This window comes from Mycobacterium sp., from assembly GCF_052144515.1.
GTDB lineage: Bacteria > Actinomycetota > Actinomycetes > Mycobacteriales > Mycobacteriaceae > Mycobacterium.
Genome location: NZ_JBKQQD010000285.1, coordinates 1 through 24,903, shown reverse-complemented (window position 1 = coordinate 24,903; position 24,903 = coordinate 1). Strand labels below are relative to the sequence as shown.

20 protein-coding genes and 3 pseudogenes are annotated in these 24,903 nt (G+C 66.7%); 8 read left to right on the top strand and 15 right to left on the bottom strand.

Annotated features, from left to right (window positions below; all coding sequences use genetic code 11):
* Positions 1–333: 333 nt before the first annotated feature.
* The 3 genes from ACLP9N_RS18650 to ACLP9N_RS18640 are packed head-to-tail and all read right to left on the bottom strand — an operon-like array spanning position 334 to position 3,713.
* Positions 334–1,035, bottom strand: a complete 702-nt coding sequence (locus ACLP9N_RS18650) for a hypothetical protein (protein WP_442408805.1) — start codon at positions 1,033–1,035, stop codon at positions 334–336.
* Between the two features lie 59 nt (positions 1,036–1,094).
* Positions 1,095–2,462, bottom strand: coding sequence for an FAD-binding oxidoreductase (locus ACLP9N_RS18645; protein WP_442408811.1), 1,368 nt, complete (start codon positions 2,460–2,462; stop codon positions 1,095–1,097).
* A gap of 3 nt (positions 2,463–2,465) precedes the next feature.
* The gene (locus tag ACLP9N_RS18640) at positions 2,466–3,713 is read right to left on the bottom strand and encodes an MFS transporter (protein WP_442408804.1); all 1,248 of its coding nucleotides are present in this window, start codon (positions 3,711–3,713) and stop codon (positions 2,466–2,468) included.
* 70 nt (positions 3,714–3,783) lie between these two features.
* Between ACLP9N_RS18640 and ACLP9N_RS18635 the strand changes: the two genes are divergently transcribed.
* The 3 genes from ACLP9N_RS18635 (at position 3,784) to ACLP9N_RS18625 (ending at position 6,930) form a co-directional block, all read left to right on the top strand.
* Positions 3,784–4,611, top strand: a complete 828-nt coding sequence (locus ACLP9N_RS18635) for a uracil-DNA glycosylase (protein ID WP_442408810.1) — start codon at positions 3,784–3,786, stop codon at positions 4,609–4,611.
* Entirely contained in the window at positions 4,608–5,750 is a 1,143-nt protein-coding gene (locus ACLP9N_RS18630; RefSeq protein ID WP_442408803.1) for an FAD-binding protein, read from the top strand. The genes ACLP9N_RS18635 and ACLP9N_RS18630 overlap by 4 nt, the downstream gene beginning before the upstream one ends.
* A 136-nt stretch (positions 5,751–5,886) precedes the next feature.
* Positions 5,887–6,930, top strand: a complete 1,044-nt coding sequence (locus ACLP9N_RS18625; protein WP_442408802.1) for an LLM class flavin-dependent oxidoreductase — start codon at positions 5,887–5,889, stop codon at positions 6,928–6,930.
* A gap of 95 nt (positions 6,931–7,025) precedes the next feature.
* Here ACLP9N_RS18625 and ACLP9N_RS18620 read toward each other — a convergent pair whose 3' ends face one another.
* Both ACLP9N_RS18620 and ACLP9N_RS18615 read right to left on the bottom strand, forming a co-directional pair.
* Positions 7,026–10,967 carry a diguanylate cyclase domain-containing protein gene (locus tag ACLP9N_RS18620; RefSeq protein WP_442408801.1) on the bottom strand — a complete coding sequence of 1,314 codons (3,942 nt, stop codon included), beginning with the start codon at positions 10,965–10,967 and terminating at the stop codon, positions 7,026–7,028.
* 92 nt (positions 10,968–11,059) lie between these two features.
* A complete protein-coding gene (locus tag ACLP9N_RS18615; RefSeq protein ID WP_442408800.1) occupies positions 11,060–11,488 on the bottom strand; it encodes an HIT family protein in 429 nt (142 codons plus the stop codon).
* A 65-nt stretch (positions 11,489–11,553) separates the two neighbouring features.
* Here ACLP9N_RS18615 and ACLP9N_RS18610 point away from each other — a divergent pair, with 65 nt between their 5' ends.
* Positions 11,554–12,942: an amidase gene (locus ACLP9N_RS18610; protein ID WP_442408799.1), complete on the top strand. Its 1,389-nt coding sequence runs from the start codon at positions 11,554–11,556 to the stop codon at positions 12,940–12,942.
* On the opposite strand, the pseudogene ACLP9N_RS18605 reads toward ACLP9N_RS18610, so the two are convergent.
* Positions 12,937–13,448, bottom strand: a pseudogene (locus ACLP9N_RS18605) (DNA-deoxyinosine glycosylase). The gene ACLP9N_RS18610 and the pseudogene ACLP9N_RS18605 sit on opposite strands and share 6 nt — an antisense overlap.
* Positions 13,449–13,466: 18 nt before the next feature.
* Here ACLP9N_RS18605 and ACLP9N_RS18600 point away from each other — a divergent pair.
* Entirely contained in the window at positions 13,467–14,618 is a 1,152-nt protein-coding gene (locus ACLP9N_RS18600; RefSeq protein ID WP_442408809.1) for an adenylate cyclase regulatory domain-containing protein, read from the top strand.
* A gap of 238 nt (positions 14,619–14,856) precedes the next feature.
* Positions 14,857–15,450: a hypothetical protein gene (locus ACLP9N_RS18595; RefSeq protein WP_442408798.1), complete on the top strand. Its 594-nt coding sequence runs from the start codon at positions 14,857–14,859 to the stop codon at positions 15,448–15,450.
* Positions 15,451–15,629: 179 nt separating this feature from the next.
* On the opposite strand, the gene ACLP9N_RS18590 is transcribed toward ACLP9N_RS18595, so the two are convergent.
* From ACLP9N_RS18590 to ACLP9N_RS18580, 3 genes are all read right to left on the bottom strand, one after another.
* A complete protein-coding gene (locus ACLP9N_RS18590; protein ID WP_442408797.1) occupies positions 15,630–16,340 on the bottom strand; it encodes a hypothetical protein in 711 nt (236 codons plus the stop codon).
* Between the two features lie 196 nt (positions 16,341–16,536).
* The gene (locus ACLP9N_RS18585; RefSeq protein WP_442408796.1) at positions 16,537–18,450 is read right to left on the bottom strand and encodes an ABC transporter ATP-binding protein; all 1,914 of its coding nucleotides are present in this window, start codon (positions 18,448–18,450) and stop codon (positions 16,537–16,539) included.
* Positions 18,447–20,198 (bottom strand): ABC transporter ATP-binding protein, encoded by a 1,752-nt coding sequence (locus tag ACLP9N_RS18580; protein ID WP_442408795.1) that lies wholly within the window; start codon positions 20,196–20,198, stop codon positions 18,447–18,449. The genes ACLP9N_RS18585 and ACLP9N_RS18580 overlap by 4 nt, the downstream gene beginning before the upstream one ends.
* 146 nt (positions 20,199–20,344) lie before the next feature.
* On the opposite strand from ACLP9N_RS18580, the gene ACLP9N_RS18575 reads away from it, so the two are divergent.
* Both ACLP9N_RS18575 and ACLP9N_RS18570 read left to right on the top strand, forming a co-directional pair.
* Positions 20,345–20,908 carry a DUF3558 domain-containing protein gene (locus ACLP9N_RS18575; RefSeq protein WP_442408794.1) on the top strand — a complete coding sequence of 188 codons (564 nt, stop codon included), beginning with the start codon at positions 20,345–20,347 and terminating at the stop codon, positions 20,906–20,908.
* A gap of 14 nt (positions 20,909–20,922) precedes the next feature.
* Entirely contained in the window at positions 20,923–21,477 is a 555-nt protein-coding gene (locus tag ACLP9N_RS18570; protein ID WP_442408808.1) for a DUF3558 domain-containing protein, read from the top strand.
* On the opposite strand, the gene ACLP9N_RS18565 is transcribed toward ACLP9N_RS18570, so the two are convergent.
* The 6 genes and pseudogenes from ACLP9N_RS18565 to ACLP9N_RS18540 all read right to left on the bottom strand — a co-directional run bounded on the left by ACLP9N_RS18565 (position 21,474) and on the right by ACLP9N_RS18540 (position 24,802).
* Complete coding sequence (locus ACLP9N_RS18565) at positions 21,474–21,977, bottom strand: SixA phosphatase family protein (protein WP_442408793.1); 504 nt, start codon at positions 21,975–21,977, stop codon at positions 21,474–21,476. The genes ACLP9N_RS18570 and ACLP9N_RS18565 overlap by 4 nt on opposite strands.
* Before the next feature lie 42 nt (positions 21,978–22,019).
* A complete protein-coding gene (locus tag ACLP9N_RS18560; RefSeq protein WP_442408807.1) occupies positions 22,020–22,292 on the bottom strand; it encodes an ester cyclase in 273 nt (90 codons plus the stop codon).
* A pseudogene (locus ACLP9N_RS18555) lies at positions 22,205–22,465 on the bottom strand (ester cyclase); the annotation flags it as partial. The pseudogene ACLP9N_RS18555 and the gene ACLP9N_RS18560, both read right to left, overlap by 88 nt.
* 97 nt (positions 22,466–22,562) lie before the next feature.
* Complete coding sequence (locus tag ACLP9N_RS18550) at positions 22,563–23,240, bottom strand: DUF6597 domain-containing transcriptional factor (RefSeq protein ID WP_442408806.1); 678 nt, start codon at positions 23,238–23,240, stop codon at positions 22,563–22,565.
* A gap of 63 nt (positions 23,241–23,303) precedes the next feature.
* Positions 23,304–23,417: pseudogene (locus ACLP9N_RS18545) on the bottom strand (hypothetical protein); the annotation flags it as partial.
* A gap of 128 nt (positions 23,418–23,545) precedes the next feature.
* Positions 23,546–24,802, bottom strand: a complete 1,257-nt coding sequence (locus ACLP9N_RS18540; protein WP_442408792.1) for an integrase — start codon at positions 24,800–24,802, stop codon at positions 23,546–23,548.
* Positions 24,803–24,903: the final 101 nt, after the last annotated feature.

Sequence of the window (24,903 nt, the reverse complement as noted above, 5' to 3'; positions counted from 1 at the left end):
TCGATCGTCTCCGAAATCGCGGACAACCGTAAGGCTCTAGCTAGGATCCGCAACGAAGATGAGAAAAACCGCTCCGCCATTTTGATGAGAATTCTGCAAACCTGCAGTTAGGGGAGTCGGTATCTGCCACGCGCGGTGAGAACCTACAAGCGGTGTCGGTTCTCAAAACCGCTGTCCTAGTACCACTTTCGTGTCATAGAGCATACCAGGTCGGGTGCAAAACGGCGTCGACGTGCGCTCGCAGGATGGAGTCCCGTGGCCAGCGCGGAAAATGACACGTATCTGAGACAGATTGCAGATGACACGGCATGAGACGTGCAGCATCACCCCAGGTCAGCCCGCCGGAAAATGACACGCATTTTGAGAATCGACAAAACCCCGAAAATCTTGTAACCGCGTCGGCGCCAACCTTCTCGGTGGCAACGGTGGTGGCGGCGGCGGCGCCGAAATCAACAACGCCGCTAATACGCATAACGCCACCGGCGCCAATGGCGGAGCGGGCGGCTTCGGCTTCAACGACGAAGTTGTCATTGGCGGGATCGGCGGTAGCGGCGGTAACGCGACCATCGACGCCGGCTCTGGTAACGCCACCGGCGGCGCCGCCGGTAACGGCGGCGGCGCCGACATCTTCGCCGGGGGCGGCGGGTCCGGCGGGGCGGCGGTCACCCACGGCAACGGAAACGCCACCGGCGGCGACGCCGGGAACGCCGGCAGCGGCGGCACCGGCGCGGGCGGCGGCCGAGGCGGTGACGCGACCACCTTCGGAACCGGATTAGCCCATGGCGGCCATGGCGGCAACGGCGGCAACAGCTCGGCCCCAATGACCCCCGGCGGCAACGGCGGCGACGGCGGTAACGCCTTCGTACCTACGCCGCCGACCAATGGCACCGGCGGGGCCGGCGGAACCGGCGGAAGCCCCGGAGGTTCCAACGGCTCCACCGGCACCGTCGGAATGTCATAGCGAGTCGCCCGGCAGCGACCGGCGGCCACCGAGGTCGGCGTGCACCATCGACTGTGAACCTGGCGACGCGACACGCCGTACCAGCGTCGTCAGATTCACACTCGGCGCTGGGATCAGCCGCGCGCAAAGGGATCTAGATCGCCGCGCCGGGGTTCAGGATGCCCAGCGGGTCCAACGCCTGCTTGATGCGGTGGTTCAGCTCCATCACTTCGGGGCCGAGATAGCCGGCCAGCCAGGGCCGCTTGAGCCGGCCGACGCCGTGCTCGCCGGTGATCGTGCCGCCCAGGCCGACGGCCAGGTCCATGATCTCGCCGAACGCGAGATGGGCACGCTCCACCATGTCGGCGTCGGCGGGGTCGTACACGATCAGCGGGTGCGTGTTGCCGTCGCCGGCGTGGGCGATCACCGAGATCATCAGATCGCGCTCGGCGGCGATCCGCGCGATGCCGCCCACCAGCGCCCCCAGCGCCGGCAGCGGCACCCCGACGTCTTCCAGCAGCAGCGATCCCTTGGCTTCGACCGCCGGAATGCAAAACCGGCGGGCCGCGACGAACGCCTCGCCCTCGTCCGGGTCGTCGGTCGAAAACACCTCTGTCGCACCGTTTTCGGCGAACACCGCGGCGATCAGTTCCGCGTCCTCGGCGGCCGCGTGCCCCCTTTCATCGGAGCCTGCCACCAGCATGGCCGCTGCCGATCGGTCCAGGCCCATCCGCAATGTGTCCTCGACGGCGTTGATGGCCACCGAGTCCATGAACTCCAGCATCGCGGGGCGTAGCCGCGCGGCGACCCCGAGCACCGCATCAACCGCCGCCTCCACGGACGCAAAGCTGGCCACCACGACACTGGACGTGTTCTGAGCGGGCAACAGCCGCAGCGTCACCTCGGTGACGACGCCCAGCGTCCCCTCGCTCCCGACGAACAGCTTGGTCAGCGAGAGCCCCGCCACATCCTTCAAACGCGGACCACCCAGCTGCACCGCGGTGCCGTCGGCGAGTACCACCTGCATGCCCAGCACGTAGTCGGTGGTGACGCCGTACTTCACGCAGCACAGCCCGCCGGCGTTGGTGGCGATGTTGCCGCCGATGCTGCAGATCTCGAACGAGGACGGATCGGGCGGATACCACAGGCCGTGTTCGGCGGCGGCCTTCTTCACCTCCGCGTTGAACAGCCCGGGCTGACACACGGCAACCCGGGTGACGGGGTCGACGGTGATGTCCCGCATCTTTTCCGTGGACAGCACGATCCCGTTGTCCAGCGCGGTGGCCCCGCCCGACAGGCCGCTGCCGGCTCCGCGGGTCACCACGGGCACCCGATTTGCAGAAGCCCAGCGCAACACGGCCTGCACCTCTTCGGTGCACCGCGGCCGCACCACCGCCAGCGGCTTGCCCGCCGACGGGTCCAACGCGCGGTCTTGCCGATACCCCTCGGTCACCGCGGGATCGGTGACCACCATCCCGTCGGGCAGCTCGGCGATCAGCGCGGCCAACACGTCCACGCTCAGAGCTTAGGCCCCGGGATCCTCAGCAAACTCCGGCGCGCGGTCCAGCTCGCGCAGCGACGGCAGCCCGCACGCGATCAGCCCGACCACCAGGATCGGCACCGCCAACGCCAGGAAGGTGACCTTCAGCCCCGCGGCGTCGGCCAGGGGACCGGCCACCAGCAAGCCCAGCGGGCCCGCGGCGTAGGTCAGCCCCGTCATCACCCCGACCACCCGGCCGCGCAGCCGATGCGGCGCCCGGGTCTGCATCACGTAGTTGTAGATCGGCTGGATCGGCCCGTAGACCAAGCCGGTGACCGCACACAGCACCAGGATCACGGGCAGCGGCGGCAGGAACGCGATGCCGGCCGTCGCCGCGCCGAAGGTGATGGTCGCGGTCAGCACGGCGGTGCGCCGCCGCGTGTGTTTCGACAGCACGGCATAGCCGAGCGCGCCCGCGACGCCGCCGACCCCGAGCGCCATCAACGCCCAACCCAACTGGGCGGGTTGGTGTCGGTCGGCGAAGTATTTCGGAAACAGCACGCTTTCCATCGGCAGATACAACGCGGTCACGACCAGGTCGATCAGCCCGAGCGTCCGTAGCACCCGCAGGTTCCAGACAAATCGGAGGCCTTCGGCGATGCCGGACGCCAACCCCTCGGGTCGGGTCGCGTGGTGTGGTTTGCCGGTGCCCTCCAGGCGCACCACCGCAACCGCGAGGAAGGACAGCCCGAAGAACCCCGCCGTGATCCACATCGTGTTGATGCCGCCCACCGTGGCGATCATCAATCCGCCGACGCCCGGGCCCAAGATGTACGCGAGGTTGAGGATCGCCTCGTAGGTGCTGTTGGTGCGGTCCAGCGACCAACCCGCGCGCGCGGCGGCCTCGGGCAGCATTGACTGGCGTGCCGTTGTTCCCGCCGGATCGAAACCGGCGGAGAGGAAGGCCAGGACGGCCAGCTCCGCCAGATTGATCGCATCGCGACCGAACAACAAGGCGGTCAGCGGGACGACGGCCACCGCCATGCCGGACAGCGAATCGGAGACCAGCGAAATCCGGCGGCGCCCGAAGAAGTCGACCGCGGTACCGGCGACCAGCGTGGAGAAGACCAGCGGCAGCGTCATGGCCGCGGCCACGATCGACGCATCCTTCGCGCTGTCACGGTGCTGCAACGCCAGCCACGGGAACGCGACGATCGAGATGCCGGTACCCGCCGTCGCCATCAGCGTGGCGAAGAGGATCAAAAACGCTGGGCCGCGGCTATTGCTGGTCATGGATATCGGGGCTGAATTTAACGTCAAAGCGCCCATCGCAACCACCGATTTCGTCACCGACACCGCGCGAATGCAGGATGTTCATGTGCTCGTCCATCCGAATACCGGCCAGGCGTTCGATTCTCCCGTCAAACCCGGTACCGGATGGCCGGGCGATCCGGCCACCCCGCAGACCCCGGTGGCCGCCGACGCCGCCCGAGTCGCGGCGCTGGCGGCCCAAGCCACCTCGCTTGCCGAACTCGACGCGCGGAGCACCGTGTGCCGCGCCTGCCCGCGGCTGGTCAGCTGGCGCGAGGAGGTGGCGACGGTCAAACGCCGCGCTTTCGCCGACCAGCCGTACTGGGGACGGCCGGTGCCGGGCTGGGGCTCGGAGCGGCCGCGGCTGTTGATCATCGGGTTGGCGCCCGCCGCGCACGGCGCCAACCGGACCGGACGGATGTTCACCGGAGACCGGTCGGGAGACCAGTTGTACGCCGCACTGCACCGGGCCGGGCTGGTGAACCAGCCGACCAGCGTCGATGCCGCAGACGGCTTGCGGGCCAACCAGATTCGCATCGTCGCGCCGGTGCGGTGCGCGCCGCCGGGCAACGCCCCGACGCCCGCGGAGCGGGTGACGTGCTCGCCGTGGCTGGATGCCGAATGGCGGTTGGTGAGCGATCATGTCCGTGTCATCGTCGCCCTGGGCGGGTTCGCCTGGCAGGTCGCGCTGCGGCTGCCGGGCTTAGCCGGCATCCGCAAGCCGCGGTTCGGCCACGGTGTCGTGGCCGAGCTGCCGTCCGGCGTGCGTTTGCTCGGCTGCTACCACCCGAGCCAGCAGAATATGGTCACCGGTAGGTTGACTCCGACGATGCTCGACGACATTTTCACAGACGCGAGGAAGCAGGCGGGGATTCGGTGACGGAAGTTTTGGTTTCCGGCGCTAGCGTGGCCGGGACAACGTTGGCATATTGGCTTGGGCAGCACGGCTTTTCGGTCACCGTGGTGGAGCGCCAACCCGGCCTGCGGCCGGGTGGTCAGGCCGTCGACGTGCGCGGTCCCGCGCTACAGGTGCTGGACCGCATGGGGCTGTTGGCCGCCGCCGCGGACCGCAAGACGAACATGCGCGGCTCCTCCATGGTCGATGGCGACGGCAACGAGCTGTCCCGCGACACCGAATCGACACCCACGGGCGGTCCCATCGATAACCCCGACATCGAGTTGTTGCGCGACGACTTGGTCGAATTGCTTTACGAGGCAACCCAAAACAGCACCGAATACCTGTTTGACGAAAGCATCGTCGCGATGGACAACCGCGGCCCCTGCGTCGACGTGACGTTCGAGAACGCGCCCGCCCGCAGCTTCGACCTGGTCATCGGCGCCGACGGCCTGCACTCCAACGTGCGGGGGCTGATCTTCGGCCCCGAGGAGCGATTCATCAAGAGGCTCGGGACGTTCGCCGCGATTTTCACCGTGCCCAACTTCTTAGACCTCGACCACTGGCAGATGTGGCACTACGGCGAGACCAGCATGGCCGGGGTGTACAGCGCGCGCAACAACACCGAGGCCCGGGCCATGTTGGGCTTCATGGACCCCGACCTGCGCATCGACTACCGCGACACCGAGGCTCAGTTCGCCGAGCTGGAACAGCGGATGGCCGACGACGGCTGGGTGCGTCCGCAACTGCTGAAGTTCATGCGCAACGCACCGGACTTCTACTTCGACGAAATGTCGCAGATCGTGATGGACCACTGGTCCATCGGCCGGGTGGCGCTGGTGGGCGACGCCGCGTACTGCTGCTCGCCGCTGTCGGGCCAGGGGACCAGCGTCGCCCTGCTGGGCGCCTACATCCTGGCCGGCGAGCTCAAATCCGCCAGCCACGGTGACTGCCAGGAAGGCTGGGTCGACCACGGTGTCGCCTTCATCAACTACTTCCGGACATTTCACGGCTACACCGTGCGCACCCAATTCCTGGCCAGCGACAACATTCCGGGCGGAGCGCCCATCTCGCAGGAGCAGTTCGAGGCCATCGTCAACTCGATCACTCTCCGGCAGTACTAACGGCCGAGCAGTCGCAAAAATCCCCGCGCGCTCGGCGTAGTCGGGGGCATTTGCTGGGGGTACCTCCCGCTTGCGGGGGAACTGCTCGCCCTACTAGCCCGGGAACGTTCGCGCCGCCCACGGCGTTGACGCCATCGTGCGTCTTTCCGTCCTCGATCTCGTCCCGGTGCGCACCGACCAGTCGACCGCGGATGCGCTGGCGGCCACCGTGGCGCTCGCGCAGACCGCCGACCGGTTGGGTTTCACTCGCTACTGGCTCGCCGAACACCACAACATGCCGTCCGTGGGCGCCACCAGCCCGCCGGTGTTGATCGCCTACCTGGCCGCGCAGACCTCGCAGCTGCGACTCGGGTCGGGCGGCGTGATGCTGCCCAACCACGCGCCGCTGGCGGTGGCCGAGCAGTTCGCGCTGCTGGAAGCGGCCGCCCCGGGCCGCATCGACCTCGGCATCGGCCGGGCGCCCGGCTCCGACCCGGTTACGTCGTACGCGCTGCGCGGCACCAACCCCTCTGGTCAGCAAGAACGCGACATCGAGAACTTCCCCGACTACCTCGACGACGTGGCCGCGCTGATGAGCGCCCGCGGCGTCGTGGTTCCGTTGCGCTCCGGGGACTACCGGCTCAAGGCCACCCCCGCCGCGGCGAGCGAACCGCGGCTGTGGCTGCTCGGCTCGTCGATGTACTCGGCGCATCTAGCCGCCGCCAAGGGGCTGCCGTACGTGTTCGCCCACCACTTCTCCGGCAAGGGCACCGAAGAGGCACTCGAGTTGTACCGCTCCCGGTTCGTGCCGAGCTCCCTGACCGCCGAGCCGCTTACGTTCTTGACGGTCAACGCCGCGGTGGCCGAAACACGGGACGAGGCAACGGCATTGATGCTGCCCAACCTGCAGATGATGGCGCGGCTACGCACCGGGCAGCCGCTCGGGCCGGTGCCGCTCGTCGAGGATGCCCAGGTCGCCGAGCTGACGCCACAGCAGCAATACATCGTGGACAGCGGGCTGCAGCGCGCGGTCGTCGGCTCACCCGCTGAGGCCGCCGACCAGTTGCGCACACTTGCCCAGCGTTTCGACGTGGACGAGGTGATGGTGCACCCGGTCGCGTCGGCCTACCGGGGCGCCGATCCCACCACCGCGCCCGCGCGGGTGGCGACGCTGGAGCTGCTGGCCAAGGAACTGTTTTAGCCGAGCGACCGCGCCGCCTGGCCATCGAGTCTGCGCGTAGGGCGCGATCCTGGCCGAAACCGCGCCCTCACCGCAGACTGGACGTCGTCAGTAAGCTAGCCGTCGGTGACCTGAAGCTCACTCCGGCTGGTGATCCAATCCTGCAAATCGTTCGCCGGCAGCGGCGGGGTGTGCACGAAGCCTTGTGTGATGGCGCAGCCGTACCGCCGCAGTGCGCTCAACGTGACCTCGTCTTCGACTCCCTCGGCGACCAGCTCGGCCCCCAGGCTTTGCGCCAACGCCACCGTGGAGCGCACGATGGCGACCGACCGCGGGTCTTGGGCCAGTCGTGCCACGAATATCTTGTCGAGTTTGAGCTCGTCGACCGAGACGTCCTGCAGGCGTGCCAGCGACGACCATCCGGTGCCGTAGTCGTCAAGGGAGATGCGGACGCCGAGGCGCTGCAGCGCGGCGACGGTGTTACGCGAGCGCACCGAGTCGACCAGGGCGCTCTCGGTGATCTCGGCGATGAGCGCGTCGCCGGGCAGATCGTGGGTTCGCAGCAGCCGCTCGACCGTGCCCACCAGGTCGAGGTCGAGCAGGTTCGTCGTCGAGAGGTTCACCGCCACGGCCGCGGCGATGCCTTGCTCACGCCAGGACCGGATCTGTTCGAGCGCGACGCCGAGCGTGTGGTTGGTTACCTTGCGCATCAACCCGGCGCGTTCGGCGGCGGGCAGGAATTCCTCCGGTAGCAGCAACCCACGGCTGGGATGACGCCAGCGCAGCAGCGCCTCGACGCTGTGCACGCTTTCGTCGCTCGCGTTGATCTTGGGCTGGTAATGCACCGTCAGCTGGTCACCGTCGAACAGCGCGGCGCGCAGTTCCTCGACGAGCGTGGGGTCGTCTTCGCGGTACAGCTCGAACGCGGGGTCGTAGACCGCGATCTTGCTTGCGGCCGATTTGGCGTGCGGCAGCGCCGTCTCGGCGCGATTGAGCAGCTCATGCGGATGCTCGCAGTGATCGGGACACAGCGCGATGGCGATGCGGGCATCGACCTGAACGGTGATCGGGTCCAGCGCGAACGGTTCGCTCAGTGCCTCGAGCACACGGCCCGCCTGCGCGCGTGCGGCGATCAGATCGGTCCCCTCGGCCATCAGGATCGCGAAAAGATCATCCCCGACGCGCGCAAGCAGATCCTCATCACCCAGGCTGCTCGACAGCCGATTGGCGATGTGGCGCAACAGTTCATCGCCGAAGTGCCGACCGACCGATTCGTTGATCTCTTGGAACTCGTAGAGATCCAGCAACAGCAACGCCCGACGGGGTGGCCCCCTGGTCACCAGCGAGGGCCCCGCCAGCGCCGGGGCGGGCGCCGCGGACGCCCCCGACGCGGCGGTCAGAGCCGTGGCCAATGAGCGCCGATTGGGCAGCGCGGTCAACTCGTCGGTCATGGCCTGCTTGTAGTTCTCGGCCGACAAGCTGACGTCGCGGAAGGTGACAGAGAATCGCGCGGCTATCGCGACCAGGCTCAACGCGGCGAGGGTCGACGCGAGTCGCGAATCGTGACCCACGATGGTGACGGTCAGCGCCACGACGGTGCACGCCACGGACGTGACGTAGGGGGCGAGTCCGCGCTTGGGGGCAGGGATCTCCGACGACGACGGCGTCCAGCTGGCCATCGCCAGCAGCAAAGACGACGCGGGCCAGCAGGCGTCGAGCGAGGTCCCTACCCGGTAGGAGTCGGCGGAGGTCTCGAACAGATAGGCCGTGTCCGCGAGGGCGAACAGAACAAATCCGGCAAGCAGAAGGATCCAACGAAATTCGTTGCGCCAACCGCGGATTGGCAGCATGCCGGCCGCCAGCGCCAGCAGGATCAGATCGCCCCACGGATAGATCAGGCCCACCAGCACGGTTTCCGGTGCGCGCATGGCCGCCGCGTGGATGGGGCCCGCCGTCAGTGCCGCGGCCACCGCGGCCATGGTCAGCGCGCAGACCACGGAATCGAGCTGAATCGGAATCGACGCCCGCTTCAGGCGTCCCCGCAGGAGCAGCAGCAGCCCGGCATAGACCAGCGGGTAGTACGCCAGGTAGGCCGGATCGGCCACCGACGGCGACTGGCCGTCCGGCACCCACAGGGCGTAGATGACGTCGCCCAACGCCGAACACGCCATGCCGGCGGCGATCAGCGCCCACACCAAACGCTCGGCCGCCACCCGGTAAGCACGAACGGCGATCAGCCCCGCAGCCAACACGTTCAGCGCCGTGTACAACGCGATGCCGAAAGACCCGCTGTGAGTGGAAGCTCTGTCGAAAACGCTCAACGCGGTGTAGGTGATCACGCCGAGCGCCAACACCGCCATGGCAATCCGGATTGCCAACGGGGGCCAGTGAATCGCGTGCGCATCGTTCGATCTGTCACGCGTCGCCGCCGTGAGGTCAGAAATGGGCGCCGGCGTCGCCTCACCAGAAGCGCTGGTGGGCTTTGAGTTAAGGGAGTTAACGGCCGCCGCTGTCGAATCACTGAACGGCGGAAGGGTATACGGGAACGGCATATCGGGAATGAAGCTGCGGATGCATTGGCCGCCTTCCCGTTTGGCGGCGTACATCGCCAGGTCGGCGTGCCGCAGCAGCTGGTCGACGGTCCAACTGGACGCCGCGGGGGCCACGGTGAACCCGATGCTCGGGCGCACCGTGATCGGAACGCCGTCGATCACGATGGCTGCGCCGAACGAATCGAGGACTCGCCGGGCTGTCACTTGTGATTCTTCGACGCAACCCTCGATCAGCATCGCGAATTCGTCGCCACCCAGCCGTGCGACGGTGCCCTTGTCCCCAAGGGCTGCACTGAGCCGCCCGGCCACCCGGATGAGCAGCTCGTCGCCGGCCGGATGGCCCAGGGCGTCGTTGACCGACTTGAAGTTGTCCAGGTCGAGGCACAACACCGCGATCGGTTGCGCGTCGCCATTGCGGCGCGCCACGGCCTGGTCGAACCGCTGCAGGAAGTGAGCCCGATTGGCCAGACCGGTCAGGCTGTCACGAAAAGCTTCCTGCGCCACCTCGGACAACAAGCGCTGGTTTTCCACGAGCACAACGAGCTGTCGGACGAGCACCGCGCCCACCAGAATTCCCAGCGCGACCAGCAGCGGTCCGTGCCTCATCTGGCCCACCAGGTGGCCCAAACCCACCCCGGCGGCCAGTAACAGCGGCAGATACGGCAGCCACAGTCGGGCCCGGGACGTGATCTCCATCCACTCGGCCGCGGTGAAAGGCTCGTTAACGCTGCTCAGGCCAGCCAGCGCCACCATTCCCAGTCCGATCACCCGGGCCAGGTCGACAAGACCACCGGTGTGAAAACTGCCGGTACCGGCGGTCAAGAACAGCTGCACGACGTCGGCGACACAGATAACCGTGGTTCCACCGGCCAGCAGGCTCCGGCTCGGCGGGTCTTCGGCACGGGCCCGCGACAAGATCACGATGGCCGTCGTGATGAGGATGACATCGGCGAAAACGTGCGTCAGCGTCGAGGGCCGCAGGCCGCTGTCGTCGTGAAGCTGTTTACCGAGGACGAATACCCACGAGACCACGAACAGCGAGGTCCACACGATGACGCCGTCGAGCACCAGTTTCCCCCGGGGGCTGTGTCGCGACAGCTTGGATAACAGTGCCAAGGACGCCAAGGCACCGATCGGATACAACAACAGCACGGCATCGGCTGCCGACGGATGGACGGCGTGATCGAGTTCCGAGCGCACGTCATAGACCGCCCAGATGAACTCACCGACCGCCCAGCCCACCAGGGCCGCCAGCTGCGCCAGCCATCCGTATCTGCAGCGTCCGACCGCGAAGCGAGCCGCCCTACCGGCACATGCCGCCGCGAACACGACACACGCCACCACGACGAGTTGGTCGGCCCGCAGCGCCGCGTTGCCGCCCTGGCGCCCCCACACCGACGACGCTGTGACCAGCACCGCCGCGACCCCGTATACGGCCACCACGAGCCAGCCGACGCGTGCGGACAGGCCGAGGCGCCGCCACGGATTGCCGGTCCCCCGTTTCATAGCCGCTCCAGACCTGCCCTGCGGGTGAACCAGTAAACAGCGTCACCGCGCTAGAGCAGAATAAACTGCTACCTGGTGCTTTGAAAGTTTGCTCAGCTCCCAGCGTCGATGCGTGCCAGCGCCTCGCGCAGGATCCGGCCGGTGGCTTCCCGGTCGGGGTCGCGGCGCAGCACCAGCCCCTTGGCGACCGACAGTTTGTCGCCGTTGCGGCGCGGCAGCACGTGCAGGTGAATGTGGTAGACCGTCTGGAAAGCGGCGCGGCCGTCGTTGATGCCGATGTTGGTCGCGTCGGCCAATTCCGTGGTCCGGGCCGCCCGCGCGATCCGCTGACCGATAGTGATCATCTCGGCCAGCGTCTCCGGCGGGGTGTCCATCAGATCTACGGTGTGTCGTTTGGGGATCACCAGGCTGTGGCCGCGGGTGAACGGGCGGATGTCGAGGATCGCCAGGTAGTCCTCGTCTTCGTAGATCCGGATAGCCGGCCCTTCGCCGGCGACGATCGCACAGAACACGCAAGACATGTCACAAACGGTACTGGGGTACTGGGGTACGAGGTGGGTTTCATTCGCGGCGATACGCTTCGGCGATGGACGCTGATGATCTCGCCTTCGCCGGCGCGGCCGCGCAAGCCCGGATGCTGGCCGACGGTGAAGTCAGCGCGCCGGGGCTGCTCGAGATCTATCTGGAACGCATCGCGCGCCTGGACAGCCAGTTGCGCAGCTACCGCGTGGTACTGACCGACAAAGCGCGCGACGAGGCCTATGCGGCGCAGGATCGCCTCGACGCCGGTGAGCGGCTGCCGCTGCTGGGCGTGCCGATCGCGATCAAAGACGATGTCGACGTCGCGGGCGAGGTGACGGCATGCGGCAGCGCGGGCCATCGGCCCGCGGTGACCGCCGACGCGGTGGTGGTGCGCCGGCTGCGTGCCGCTGGCGCGGTCATCATCGGCAAAACCGCGGTGCCCGAGCTGATGATCTTTCCCTTCACCGAATCTCTGACGTTCGGGGCCACCCGAAACCCGTGGAACCCCAAACGCACTCCGGGTGGCAGCAGCGGCGGCAGTGCCGCCGCGGTGGCCGCCGGGCTGGCTTCGTTGGCCCTGGGATCCGACGGCGGCGGCTCGATCCGCATCCCGTCGAGCTGGTGCGGCCTGTTCGGCCTGAAACCCCAACGCGATCGGGTCTCGCTCGAGCCGCACGACGACGCGTGGTACGGACTCAGCGTCAACGGTCCGATAGCGCGGTCGGTGCTGGACGCGGCGTTGTTCCTCGATGCGACGAATACGGTGTCCGGTCCCGAAGGCGAGTTTGTGGCGGCCGCGACCCGCGACCCCGGCACGCTGCGAATTGCCTTGAGCACCAAGGTCCCGACGCCGCTGGTGCGGGTTGGCAGGGAAGAGCTGGCGGCCGTCGACGCGGCGGGCGCGCTGCTTCGTGAGCTGGGCCACGACGTCGTCGTGCGCGACCCCGCGTATCCGCTGGTCTCGATCTACGCGAACTTTTTACCCCGCTATCTGCGCGGCACCAGCGACGAGGCCGACGCGCAGGCCCACCCCGAACGCCTGGAAAGACGCACCCGCACCATGGCCCGCATGGGATCGTTCTTCTCCGATCGAAGGATGGAAGCCGTGCGCGCCGCCGAGGCGCGGGTGAGCAACAGGATTCAGTCGATCTTCGACGACGTCGACGTCGTCGTCACACCGGGCGCCGCCAACGGCCCGTCGCGCATCGGCGCCTACCAGCACCGGGGCGTGGTATCCACGCTGCTGCTGGTGGGACAGCGGGTTCCGTATTTCCCGGTCTGGAACGTGACCGGCCAGCCCGCCGCGGTGGTGCCGTGGGGCTTCGACGGCGACGGGCTGCCGATCTCCGTGCAGCTCGTCGGCCGGCCGTTCGACGAAGCGACGCTGTTTTCGCTGTCCGCACAGATCGAGGCCGCACGACCGTGGGCGCACCAACGACCCCCAGTGTCATGAGTTCGAAATGGACCGCCAGGCAGCCAGTTTGGCGCCGGGTCGCATGACATGCGCCGGGCTGGTTGACGGTAGCCGCCGGTAGTGCACCGCGTCCGACTGTGCCGCCAGCCTGCGATACAGCTCAGCCGCCTTGGCCCCGTTGAAGTACACGCGCGTAATCGTCGGATAGTGGGCGAACAGATCGGCAAAGTCATTGACCACCAAGCTCTTTCGATCGATCGCCGAGTCCGCACTGCCGATTCGGCGGCAGGCGCAGCACATCCCAGAGCGCGACCCGGTGGGCGAGTAGTGCCGCCAGCCGTGCCTCGTATGGCGCGTTCGGATCGAAGCCGAAAAGCTCACCGGTGATTGGCCAGAACGCATTTCGCGGATTGGCATAATACTGATGCGCGGTCAATGATTGCGCGCTCGGAAACGAACCCAAGATCAGCACCTCGGCAAGTTCCGCCAGGAAGTTTGTCGACCGGCGGGAAGCCCCGGAGCAGCGGTGTGGTGTGGCCGCACATAATGCCCTACATAATGGCCTGCGATCGTTATACGTTGGCCAGGTGGACGATCTGCTCGAGGGACTCGAGGGCGACGCCCGTGCCCAGCGCGCCGAGCTCGTCGAGTGGCTGCTCGAGCAGGGCATCAGCGCCGACGAGATTCGGGCGACCAACCCGCCGCTGCTGCTGGCCACCCGACACCTCGTCGGCGACGACGGCACCTACGTTTCGACGCGCGAGATGAGCGAGCGGTACGGAATCGACGTGGAGTTGCTGCAGCGCGTGCAGCGCGCCATCGGTCTGGTAGGGGTAGACGATCCCGACGCGGTCGTGCACATGCGCGCCGACGGCGAAGCCGCCGCGCAGGTACAACGCTTCATCGAGCTGGGGTTGGATCCCGATCAAATGGTGCTGGTGGTGCGGGTGCTCGCCGAGGGCCTGTCACGCGCGGCCGAAGTCATGCGCTACACCGCGCTGTCGACGATCATGCGCCCGGGATCCACCGAGCTGGAGATCGCAAAGGCGTCCAAGGCCCTGGTCGGCCAGATCGCGCCGATGCTGGGCCCGATGATTCAGGACATGCTGTTCATGCAGTTGCGGCACATGATGGAGACCGAAGCGGTCAACGCCGCCGAGCTGGCCGCCGGCAAGCCGCTGCCGGGGGCGCGCCTTGTCACGGTTGCCTTCGCCGACCTGGTCGGCTTCACCCGGCTCGGCGAGGTGGTGTCGGCCGAGGAGCTGGGCCACCTGGCCGGCCAGTTGGGCGGCCTGGCGCGTGAACTGACCGCGCCGCCGGTGCGGTTTATCAAGACGATCGGCGACGCGGTGATGTTCGTCTGCCCCGAGCCGGCCCCGTTGTTGGACACCGTCCTGAAGCTGGTCGAGGTCGTCGACACCGACAACGACTTTCCCCGGCTGCGGGGCGGAGTCGCCAGCGGCATGGCGGTCAGCCGGGCCGGTGACTGGTTCGGCAGCCCGGTGAACGTGGCGAGCCGGGTCACCGGGGTGGCCCGGCCCGGCGCCGTGCTGGTTGCGGATTCGGTGCGCGATGCCCTTGGCGACGCCGCCGACGACGCCGGCTATCAGTGGGCGTTCGCCGGCCCGCGTCGCCTCAAGGGCATCAAGGGCATTGTCAAGCTGTATCGGGTCCGACGCGGGGGTGGCTTCTCCGGAGACGCCGGAGTCGCCTGACTCACCCGGCTCGTCGGAGCGCATGCGCAGGCCCGGAGCGATTTCTGGGGGCGTCGACTGCGTCCTGCGCAAGTCGCACGCGGCCGGGTCTACCCCACCTTCCGGCGCTTGGAGAATGATCGCTTCCGGGCCTGCTTCGCTCTCAAAAATACGCCTCCGAACGCCCTGTGATCAACGGTTCGTTCGCCCCGGGCGAAACCTGATTCCTTTACAGCTGTAATGATGTAATTATGTAATCATGAAACATCACACACACGGGCACCGCTACGGGCGCCCCGGCGGCTGGCAGCAAGCGCACCAGCCCGATGCCACCGGCGCGGCGGAATGGTTTGCCGGGCGCCTCCCCGAGGGCTGGTTCGACGGCGAGCCCACGGTCATCGTCGACCGCGAGGAGATCACCGTCGTCGGCAAGCTGGCCGACTCTGAAAGTGCCGGAAAGGAAGCCGGCTACGAAGAAAGCCAAGCCCGCACCGAGGGCCGCGTCTCGCGATTCCGCGAAGAAACCCGGTCGGAGCGGATGCGCATCGCTGACGAAGCGCAGGACCGCTACGGGCGCAAGGTTTCCTGGGGCGTCGAAGTCAGCTCCCAATCCGGCACCGAGCGCATCCTGTTCACTCACATCGCGGTGCCCGTGATGACCCGGCTGAAGCAACCGGAACGCCAGGTGCTGGACACGCTGGTCGACGCGGGCGTCGCCCGGTCGCGCGCCGACGCGCTCGCCTGGTCGGTGAAGCTGGTCGGCGAGCACACCGAGGAATGGCTGGCCAAGCTGCGTACCGCCATGTCGGCGGTCGACGATCTGCGCGCACAGGGCCCGGATCTGCAGACCTAACCCGGCTAGTCGCTGTTGATCCGCTCCACGATCTTGTCGACGATCTGGCCGGCTTGATCCTTATCGATGTGTCATCTCCAACGGTCCGAGTAGACCGAATTCGAGACGTCTGTCCACCATGGCTCCTATTGTGGCTCACCCGTTGCGAATCAACTTGGCGTTCAGACAAACACGCGACATCACCGGACGGCGTCGGTGGTGACCACCATGAAGTTGTGGCCGGTGGCCCACGCCTTGGTGAAGAGCTGCATGGGGATCTGCTCGTCGCGGCCCTTCGCGGTGCCGCTGTCGTTGAGGTGCACGACGCCGTTGACAGTATCGACACCGGTCACGACCACCGCGTGGTCGGACCGCGGCTTGCCGTCGCTGTCCTTTTCCTCGACGGGCTTGTGCCAAATCATTTCGGCGTTGACGCTCACGATCACCTTGTGGCCACCGCCGAGGAACTGCTCGAGTGCCCCCATGCCCGTCGGGATGCCGGTGCGTGCGGCCCTGTCCGCTTCGGTTGCCTTGGCGTCGACGCCGTAGTACGCCAGCAGCGTCGGGATGTCCAACATGCTGGTGCCCATGCCCGAATTCGGGTTCTTCTTGTCAGCCGGCTTGACGTAAATCGAGCCGGGGTGCGTGGCGCTCGGGGTCGACTGCGCCACCGCGATGACGGCACGCTCCGACGGCTCCTTGCCGGTCATCTGACCGACCACTTCGGCGGTCGACATCAGGACGCAGTCATCGTATTGCTGGTGGCGCCACCACTTGGCGGCGGCGGTGGGGTCACCGAACATGGTGCCCGAAGCCGCGTCGGCCTCGCCGGCCAAGCCCACTGCCAGTGCGCCGACAACCGCGGCGAACGTAGCCGCTTTCGCGATGGCGGCAACCTTGTTGAACTCCATGATCTGTCCTTTTCTCGTTCCTTGTGTTTGAGAAAAGGTTCGGACCTTGTCCTTTTCGTTATCTCAACGAATCCTTGGAGTGATCTGGCGCCGGGCCCTGCACCCGAGACTGCACTGGTGGCGCCCATCCTGCGGTCAGGGCGCCGTCTGCGGACTGCGCGCGCCGTGACCGCAGTCTCGGCGGCGCCCGAGGGCCTCAGGCCTGGGTCATCGCGTAGTAGGCACCCCGACGGGAGAGCAGTTCGGCGTGGTTGCCTTGCTCGACGATCTTGCCGGCCTCCACGACGAGAATGCGGTCGGCGTCCCGGATCGTCGAAAGACGGTGCGCGATAATAAAACTCGTTCGATCCCGACGCAGCTCGTGGGTGGCATGCGCGATGAGGGCCTCAGTGCGGGTGTCGACGGAACTGGTCGCCTCGTCCAGGATCAACAGCTGCGGCTTCGACAGAAATGCGCGCGCGATGGTGATGAGCTGCTTTTCGCCGGCGCTGAGGTTGGCGCCGTCGCCGCTGACGCGGGTCTGGTATCCGGCCGGCAGCGTCCGCACAAACCGGTCGACATAGGCGGCGTCGGCGGCCGCCATCACCTCGTCTTCGGTGGCATCCGGGCGTCCGTAGGCGATGTTCTCCGCGATCGTGCCGTCGAAAAGCCAGGTGTCCTGCAGCACCATGCCGATTCGTGATCGAAGCGCGTGTCTGCTGAGCGAGGTGATGTCGACCCCGTCGATGAGGATTCGGCCCGAATTGATCTCGTAGAACCGCATCAGCAGGTTCACCAGGGTGGTCTTGCCCGCTCCCGTCGGCCCGACGATCGCCACCGTGCTGCCGGGTTCGGCGACCAGCGACAGGTCTTCGATCACCGGGGTGCCCGGCCGGTAGGCGAAGCTCACGTGCTCAAACTCGACGCGTCCGCGCAGGCGCGGGCTCTGGCCATTGGGTAACAGCGGTTCGGGGTCCGGTGTTTCTTCGGGTTCGTCGAGCAGGTCGAACACCCGCTCGGCGCTGGCCATCCCGGATTGCAGGGCGTTGTACATGCCGGCCACCTGGTTCACCGGGGTGTTGAACTGCCGGACGTACTGAACGAACGCCTGGATGTTGCCGAGCGTGATGTGCCCAGTGGCGATCTGCACCCCACCCACGACGGCCACCACCACGTAGCCGAGGTTGCCGATGAACGTGGTCGCCGGCGACACCAGACCGGAGACGAGCTGGGCACCGAAGCTGGCCTGGTAGAGGTCGTCGTTGAGCTGGCGGAACTGTTCTTGCGCCGCCTCCTGGTGGCCGAACGTCTTGACCACGGTGAACCCGCTGTACGTCTCTTCGATGTGGGAGTTGAGGCGTCCGGTGCTGGTCCACTGGGCCGCGAACAGCCGCTGCGAACGCCGCGCGATCGCCCGCGTCGCCAGCAGCGACACCGGCACCGTCAGCAGCGTGATCAACGCCAGCAGCGGCGAGATCGACACCATCATCGCCAGCACCGCCACCACCGTCAGCAGCAACGTCAGCACCTGGCTGATCGTCATCGTCAGCGACGACTGCAGGTTGTCGACGTCGTTGGTGACCCGGCTGAGCAGCTCTCCGCGCTGCCGCGAATCGAAGTAGGCCAGCGGCAGCCGGTGCACCTTGTCCTCGACCTCGGCACGCAGCGCGACCATCGTCCGCTGCACCGTGACGTTGAGGAGTCGGGCCTGCACCCAAAGCAGCAGCGCGGCAACCAGATACAGCGCCAACGCGAGGCACAGCGTCCTGCCCACCGCGGCGAAGTCGACACCTCGGCCCGGCACCACATTCATCCCCGACAGCAGGTCGGCGAACGCGTTGTCACCGTGGCGGCGGGCCGCGGCGACGGCCTGCTGCTTGGTGATTCCTGCGGGCAGCCCCCGCCCGATCACGCCGTTGAACAGCAGATCGGTCGCGTGGCCCAAAATCCGCGGAACGACGACTCCGACTGCGGTTCCGGTGATTCCCAGCGCCATCACCAACGCGACCAGTTGGCGCTGCGGTCTCAGCCGCTTGATCAGGCGAGTCGCCGATCGGGTGAAGTCGCGCGAGCGCGCCCCGGTTGCAGTGGTTGCAGTGGTCGCAGTGGTCGCAGTGGTCGCAGTGGTCATTGTCCTGGCACTCCGGCGCTTAATGATTGCGAGTCCGCGAATTCGGCATAGGTGGGACAGTCGGCCAGCAGCGATTCATGAGTGCCCGCGCCGACCAGTTTCCCGGCATCGATCACGATCACTTGGTCGGCCGCGGCCGCCGTCGAAACCCGCTGCGTAACAACGATAGTCGTGGAATCGCTGGACATTTCCCGAAGCGACGCGCGCACCCGCGCCTCGGTGTGCACATCAAGCGCGGAGAAGGCGTCGTCGAACAGGTAGATGGCAGGACGGCGGATGACGGCGCGGGCGATCGCCAGGCGTTGGCGCTGCCCGCCGGAGAAGTTGATACCGCCCTGCGCGACGCGCATCTGCAGCCCGTCATCATGTGCCCGGACAAAGCCGTCGGCCCCGGCCACCCGCAATGCTTCCCACATCTCGGCGTCGGTCACTTCTTGTTCTGGGGCTGCGCCGTACCGCAGATTGTCGGCGACGGTGCCGGAAAACAGGTAGCCGCGCTGGGGCACCAACCCGATGCCCGACCACAGCCGCTTGGTGTCGTAGTCACGCACGTCGACACCGTCGACCAGGACGGCGCCGTCGGTCACGTCGTAGAACCGGCAGATCAGCGATACCAGCGTCGACTTGCCCGAACCGGTGCTGCCCACGATTGCGGTGGTGGTACCGGGCAGCGCCGTCAGCGAGACACTCTGCAGCACGGGCCGGTCGGCGCCCGGGTAGGAGAATGTCGCGCCGTCGAACCGCACCGCGCCCGTGATCCCGTTGCGGGGGAACTTGGGATTCTCCGGGCTTACGACGGCGGTGCGTGTGGACAGCACCTCGGTGATCCGTTGGGCGCACACCGCCGCTCGCGGCAGCACCGCCAGCGTCATCGTCGCCATCATGACCGCCATCAAGATCTGGGTGAAATAGGCGAGGAACGCGATCAGTGAACCGACCTGCATCTGTCCGCTGTTGATGCGTAACCCGCCGAACCAGATCAGCGCGACGCTGGAGACGTTGATGGTCAGCGTGGTGACCGGCACTGTCAACGCCTGCCAGTTGCCCGCGCTCAGCGAGGTGTTCGACAGCGCGAGGTTGGCCCGGGCGAACCTGTCGCGCTCAACGCCTTCGCGCGCGAAGGCCCGGACCACTCGGACACCGGAAAGTTGGTCACGCAGAACCCGGTTGATGCCGTCGATCAGGCTTTGCATGCTGCGGAACATCGGCAGCACATGCGAGAAGATCCAGTAATTGGCCCCGGCCAGGATCGGAACGCTGACCAGCAGCAGCCACGACAACCCGGCGTCCTGGTGGATGGCCATGAAGATGCCCCCGACCGACATGATCGGCGCGGTGACCAACACCAGGCACGTGATCTGCACCAGAAATTGGATCTGCCGCACGTCGTTGGTGGTACGGGTCAGCAACGTCGGCGCCCCGAACCGGGCGGTCTCGTGCTCGGAGAAGGTCGTGACGTGATGAAAAATCGCCGAGCGCAGGTCGCGCCCGAACCCCATGCCGGTTCGCGAACCGAAGTAGACCGCCGCGATCGAGCACGCCACCTGCACACCGGTGACCCCGAGCATCACCATGCCGAGTCTGACGATGGTGGCCGTGTCGCCCTTGGCGACGCCGTCGTCGATGATCGTGGCGTTGACCGTCGGCAGGTACAGCGTCGCCAACGTGCTGATCATCTGCAGCGCCATGAGCACCGCGACGAGCCGGCGGTACGGCCGGATGTACTGGCGCAGCAGTGCCAGGAGCATGTGGTAACTGTCGCACACGCCGCACGCTCGACACCGCAGCCGCAGCCGCCGATGCGTCTGAAACGCCTGCTCAGGTGGCGTGTCGGTGGTTGCCCCCGGGGCTGCCGCTACAGTGCATCGTGTGAGCAGGAGTCTGCGAGGTAGCGGTGCGGCGTAACGCGAGAACCCTTGCCCTGGCGACGTACGCCGTGGCGGCTGTGACCGTGTTTATCCCGGTTGTTGCGGCCTGCTCCAGTTCCGGCGACAACAAGCCGGGCGCGACGACGTCGGCGCCGGGGGGTGCGGAAGGCCACCACGGACCGATGTTCCCGCAATGCGGGGGCATCAACGATTCGACGGTGACCGATCTGACCAAGGTGACCGGGCTGAAGAACACCGCGCGGAATTCGGTGGGCTGCCAATGGTTGGCGGGCGGTGGCATCCTCGGTCCGCACTTCTCGTTTTCCTGGTATCGCGGCAGCCCGATCGGGCGGGAGCGCAAGACCGAGGAACTCTCGCGCGCCAGCGTCGAGGACGTCAACATCGATGGCCACGGTGGCTTCATCGCCATCGGCAACGAGCCCAACCTGGGTGACTCGCTGTGCGAAGTGGGGATCCAATTCCAGGACGACTTCATCGAATGGTCGGTGAGCTTCAGCCAAAAGCCCTTCCCGCCGCCCTGCGACATCGCCAAAGAGCTGACGCGCCAGTCGATTGCGAACTCAAAGTGAGCACCGCCATGCGTATGGGGGCTGGCCTGAAGGCCTGCACTGTGATCTTTCTGGTCCTGATCAGCGCGGTCTTGGTGTTGACCGGCTGTTCCAGGTCGACTGGTGGCAACGCCGTCAAGGCAGGCTCGGGCAGCACCCCACGCAACAACAATTCCGAGCAGCAGTATCCCAACCTGCTCAAGGAGTGTGAGGTCCTCACCACCGACATCTTGGCCAAGACGGTGGGCGCCGATCCGCTCGACATTCAGAGCACATTCGTCGGCGCGATCTGCCGATGGCAGGCCGCCAATCCGGCCGGCCTGATCGACATCACCCGGTTCTGGTTCGAACAGGGCAGCCTCAGCAACGAGCGCAAGGTCGCCGACTTCCTGAAGTACAGGGTCGAATCCCGTACGATCGCCGGAATCGATTCGATTGTCATGCACCCGGACGACGCGAACGGCGCCTGCGGAGTCGCCAGCGACGCGGCGGGCGTGGTCGGTTGGTGGATCAACCCTCAGGCGCCCGGCATCGACGCCTGCGGGCAGGCCCTCAAGCTCATGGAGCTGACCCTGGCCACCAACTCTTAGCGCGGTACGTGGAAGTCGACGAGAGCCGCGCTGCCCGGTTCGACGTGCTCCCAGCCGCCGTCGATCCGTAGCACGGCGATCGACGATGTCGGGTATTTCTCCGAGATACGTCCCAACGCAACGGTATCGGTGCCGTCGGCGCCGGCCAGAATGATCGCCACTTCGGACGTCGTCGGCTCGTGCCCGACGACAAGCAGGGTGTTGACGTCGTCGGAGACGTGGTTGATCTGCTCGATCACCGTGCCAGCAGTGGCGCCGTAAAGCCTCTCGACATAGCGCACCGGCGCGTCGACACCGCTGCGTTCCAGGGTTTCCCGCGCGCGTGTCGCGGTCGAGCACAGCACCGCGTCGATCGCGGGCAGGTTGGCGCGCAGCCAGTCACCCGCCAGCGCAGCCTCCCGGATACCACGTACCGCGAGCGGCCGCTCATGGTCGGGGACGCCAGTCGGGTACGCCGATTTCGCGTGGCGCAGCAGCAGCAACGTGTGCTGACTCTTCATTCGACCTACATTAAGGTGGTCGCAGTCCAGAGGTAGGCAAAATCAGGACCGACCGCCTGGGCGCCAGCCGAGCTGCAGCAGCAAGCCTAGGTCGTCGCGGACGGCGCGGTGATGGGTGATCTGGCCATCGGCGACCCGGAAGATGTGCACCTGCTCGTGCCGGATCCGCTTGCCGGTCGGTTCGATGCCGTTAAGGGTCCGACGTGCTTGCCGGTCATGGTGGCCGCGGCCATCACCACGCCTTCGTAGGCTGTGGTTTCCTCCAAAGACTCCTCCAGTTCGAAACGCAGATCGGCGAACGCGTCGCGCAGCCATTGGCTGGTCGCCAGGAATCCCGCGGGGCCGGGTCGTTGACGTTCGGGGTCGTCGGGATAGTCGTCGGCTTCCTGGTTTACGAAGTCGGGCGCGATGATTCGCTGGGCCAGCTGCGCGTCTCCGGTCTCGATGAGCCGGAAGGACTCGAGCGCAATATTTTTCGGGCTCGTCATCCGTCGAGGCTAGAGCGTTTCTGCTGCGGCGGTATTGGACGAAACGGACATCCCGCCGGGAAGCGCGACGGGGGAGATCCCCGCCAGCGCTCGGCACTCATTGATCATGTGCGGCTGGTCGGCGTAGCTGGCTTCGATTGCCAACTCGGACCAGCGAACTCGGTCGTCGCGCAGCATGGATCAACTCCAACAGCCGCTGCAAGCGCAAAATCCGCCCGAGCCGCTTGGGGCCGCAGCCGACAGCGGTCTCAAACCGGCGGCGCAGTTGTCGTTCGCTGAGATCGACCGCGGCAGCCAGGCCGGATACCGGCCAATGCGGCCGCCGCCGCAGCATCCCAATCGCCCCGATGACCGCGGTGTCGACGACGGGTTCGGAGTCGGCCAGGTGTTCCATCACCGTCTGCTGCAAGGCCGCCACCCGCTGACCGGGAGTCGTTGTGGTGGATACCTTTTCGGCCACCCGGCCGCCGCCGGCTGCGAAGACCGCATCGAGGGGAACCACGTGGTCGGTGAATTCACTGACAGGCCGCCCGAAGAACGCCGCCGCCGCGCCCGGCCGCAACCGCAGACCCGCGAGCACACCGTCGCCGTCCGTGTGCAGGTCGTAGAAGCTCGTGGCGGGGCCGGCGATCATCGCTTGGCCCCGCGAGCTGACGAACAGGTCCACACACCCGTCCGGTATCACCCGGATGAACCCGCTCGCTGGCGCCGAGCGCGCCCAGCCGCATTCCACCAACGGCGCAAGCCGTCGATCCGGCCGATACTCCTGATACATCGCGATCACCACATGATTGTCGCCCGGCCACCGGCCGTCGAGTAATGCGACGGCGTAACCGGCCTACGGGTCGTCATCGTCGTCGGGCGCCAGCAGCTTTTCCGGGTGGTGGAAGCTGTTGGTGCGGGGTTGCCCGTAGTCCAGGTGCGGTGGCGGGATCCACTCAGCGAGGCAGTGTCAAGAAAATATTTAGCTTTTCACGGCCCGGCGCGCCAGCAAACAATGGCGTTCGTAGTGCCTCAAATCAAGATGCCCGCGAAATTTTGTCCGTGCCTCAGGTAGGAATGCCCGCGAAACGGGCCGGTTCAGCTGGCCTTGATCCGGATGCCTTTGCGGATGTCGGGTAGGGCGGTGGGGATGCTGGCCAGGTAGAGCTGCTCGGTTTTTTCCTTGGCCAGCTGGAGAAGTCGGTTCTGCAGGTCGGCGATCTCGCGGCCGATCTTGGCGGGGTTGAGGCTGTCGCGGTAGGCGGTCAGTTCGGTCTGCTGTGCCCGGCTGAGAGTCCCGGCGGCCAGCAGCCGGTCCAGCGGGGTTTGCGGGGCGTCGTAGAGGCGTCGGCGGCGGCCGTCACCGCTGCTGGAGTACCCGATGGGTTTGATGGTCGGAGTCAGGTAGTTGAGCCGGTCGTTCACCAGGGGCCAGAGCCGGTTGAGCACGGCGCGTTCGTCGCCGGTGTCGTAGCGGTAGTAGAACGCGTACTTGCGCACCAGGTGGTTGTTCTTGGACTCGATGGTGGCCTGGTCGTTCTTCTTGTAGGGCCGCGACCGGGTGAAGAAGATCTGCTGCAGGCCGGCCCAGGCGATGACGGCCTTGTTCAAGAACTCGGTGCCGTTGTCGAAGTCCAGGCCGACGACCTCGAACGGCACCTGCTCGACCCCGGCCTTCAACCCGCCCAGGATGTGGGTGTGGGCGTTGTTACGCACGGTGCGCGTGAAGGTCCAGCCGGTGTGCACACAGGTCAGGTTCAAGGTCCGGGCGAACTCGCCTTTCAACGTGGGCCCGCAATGGGCGACCGTATCTCCTTCGAAAAAGCCCGGCGCAGATTCGATCTCGTCGGTGGCCTTGCGGATCTTGACCGACGAGCGCAGCAGCGGCGAGGGCTTAGTGGTGGACTTTCCCTTGATGTGATCCTTGGCCTTCGCCGGCCTCAGGTAGCGGTCGATCGACGCTGCGCTCATCGCCAACAGTTCCTCCCGCACCTTCGGGCTATAACGGTCACGGCCGAAGACCAGCTCGCTGTGGCGTTCCAACCCGTCGAGCTGGATGGCCATCGAGGCAGCCAGATACTTCCCACACTGCCCACCCGAGGCGGCCCAAACCTTTTGCAGCACTTTGAGAGTGTCGTAGGAGTACTTCGGGGTCCTCGGCTTGCGCGGCCGCTTGGCAACACTGCGGCCCGGACCCGGCGGCTGCTTGGCCGCCGCGGTCAGCCGACGGCGGGCGTTATCACGCGACCAGCCCGTCACCTCGACCACCTGATCCAGAATCTGGCCCTTGCCCTTCTTCGAAGCCTTCACATACGCCTTGGCGTACTTGGTGGTGATCTCCGCGCGAGACGTCATCGACAACCCACTTCCCATGCCTCACGACAGTCACCATTTCGCGGGCATTCTTACGTGAGGCACCGAAGGCGTTTCGCGGGCAGTTTCCATGAGTCAAGCCG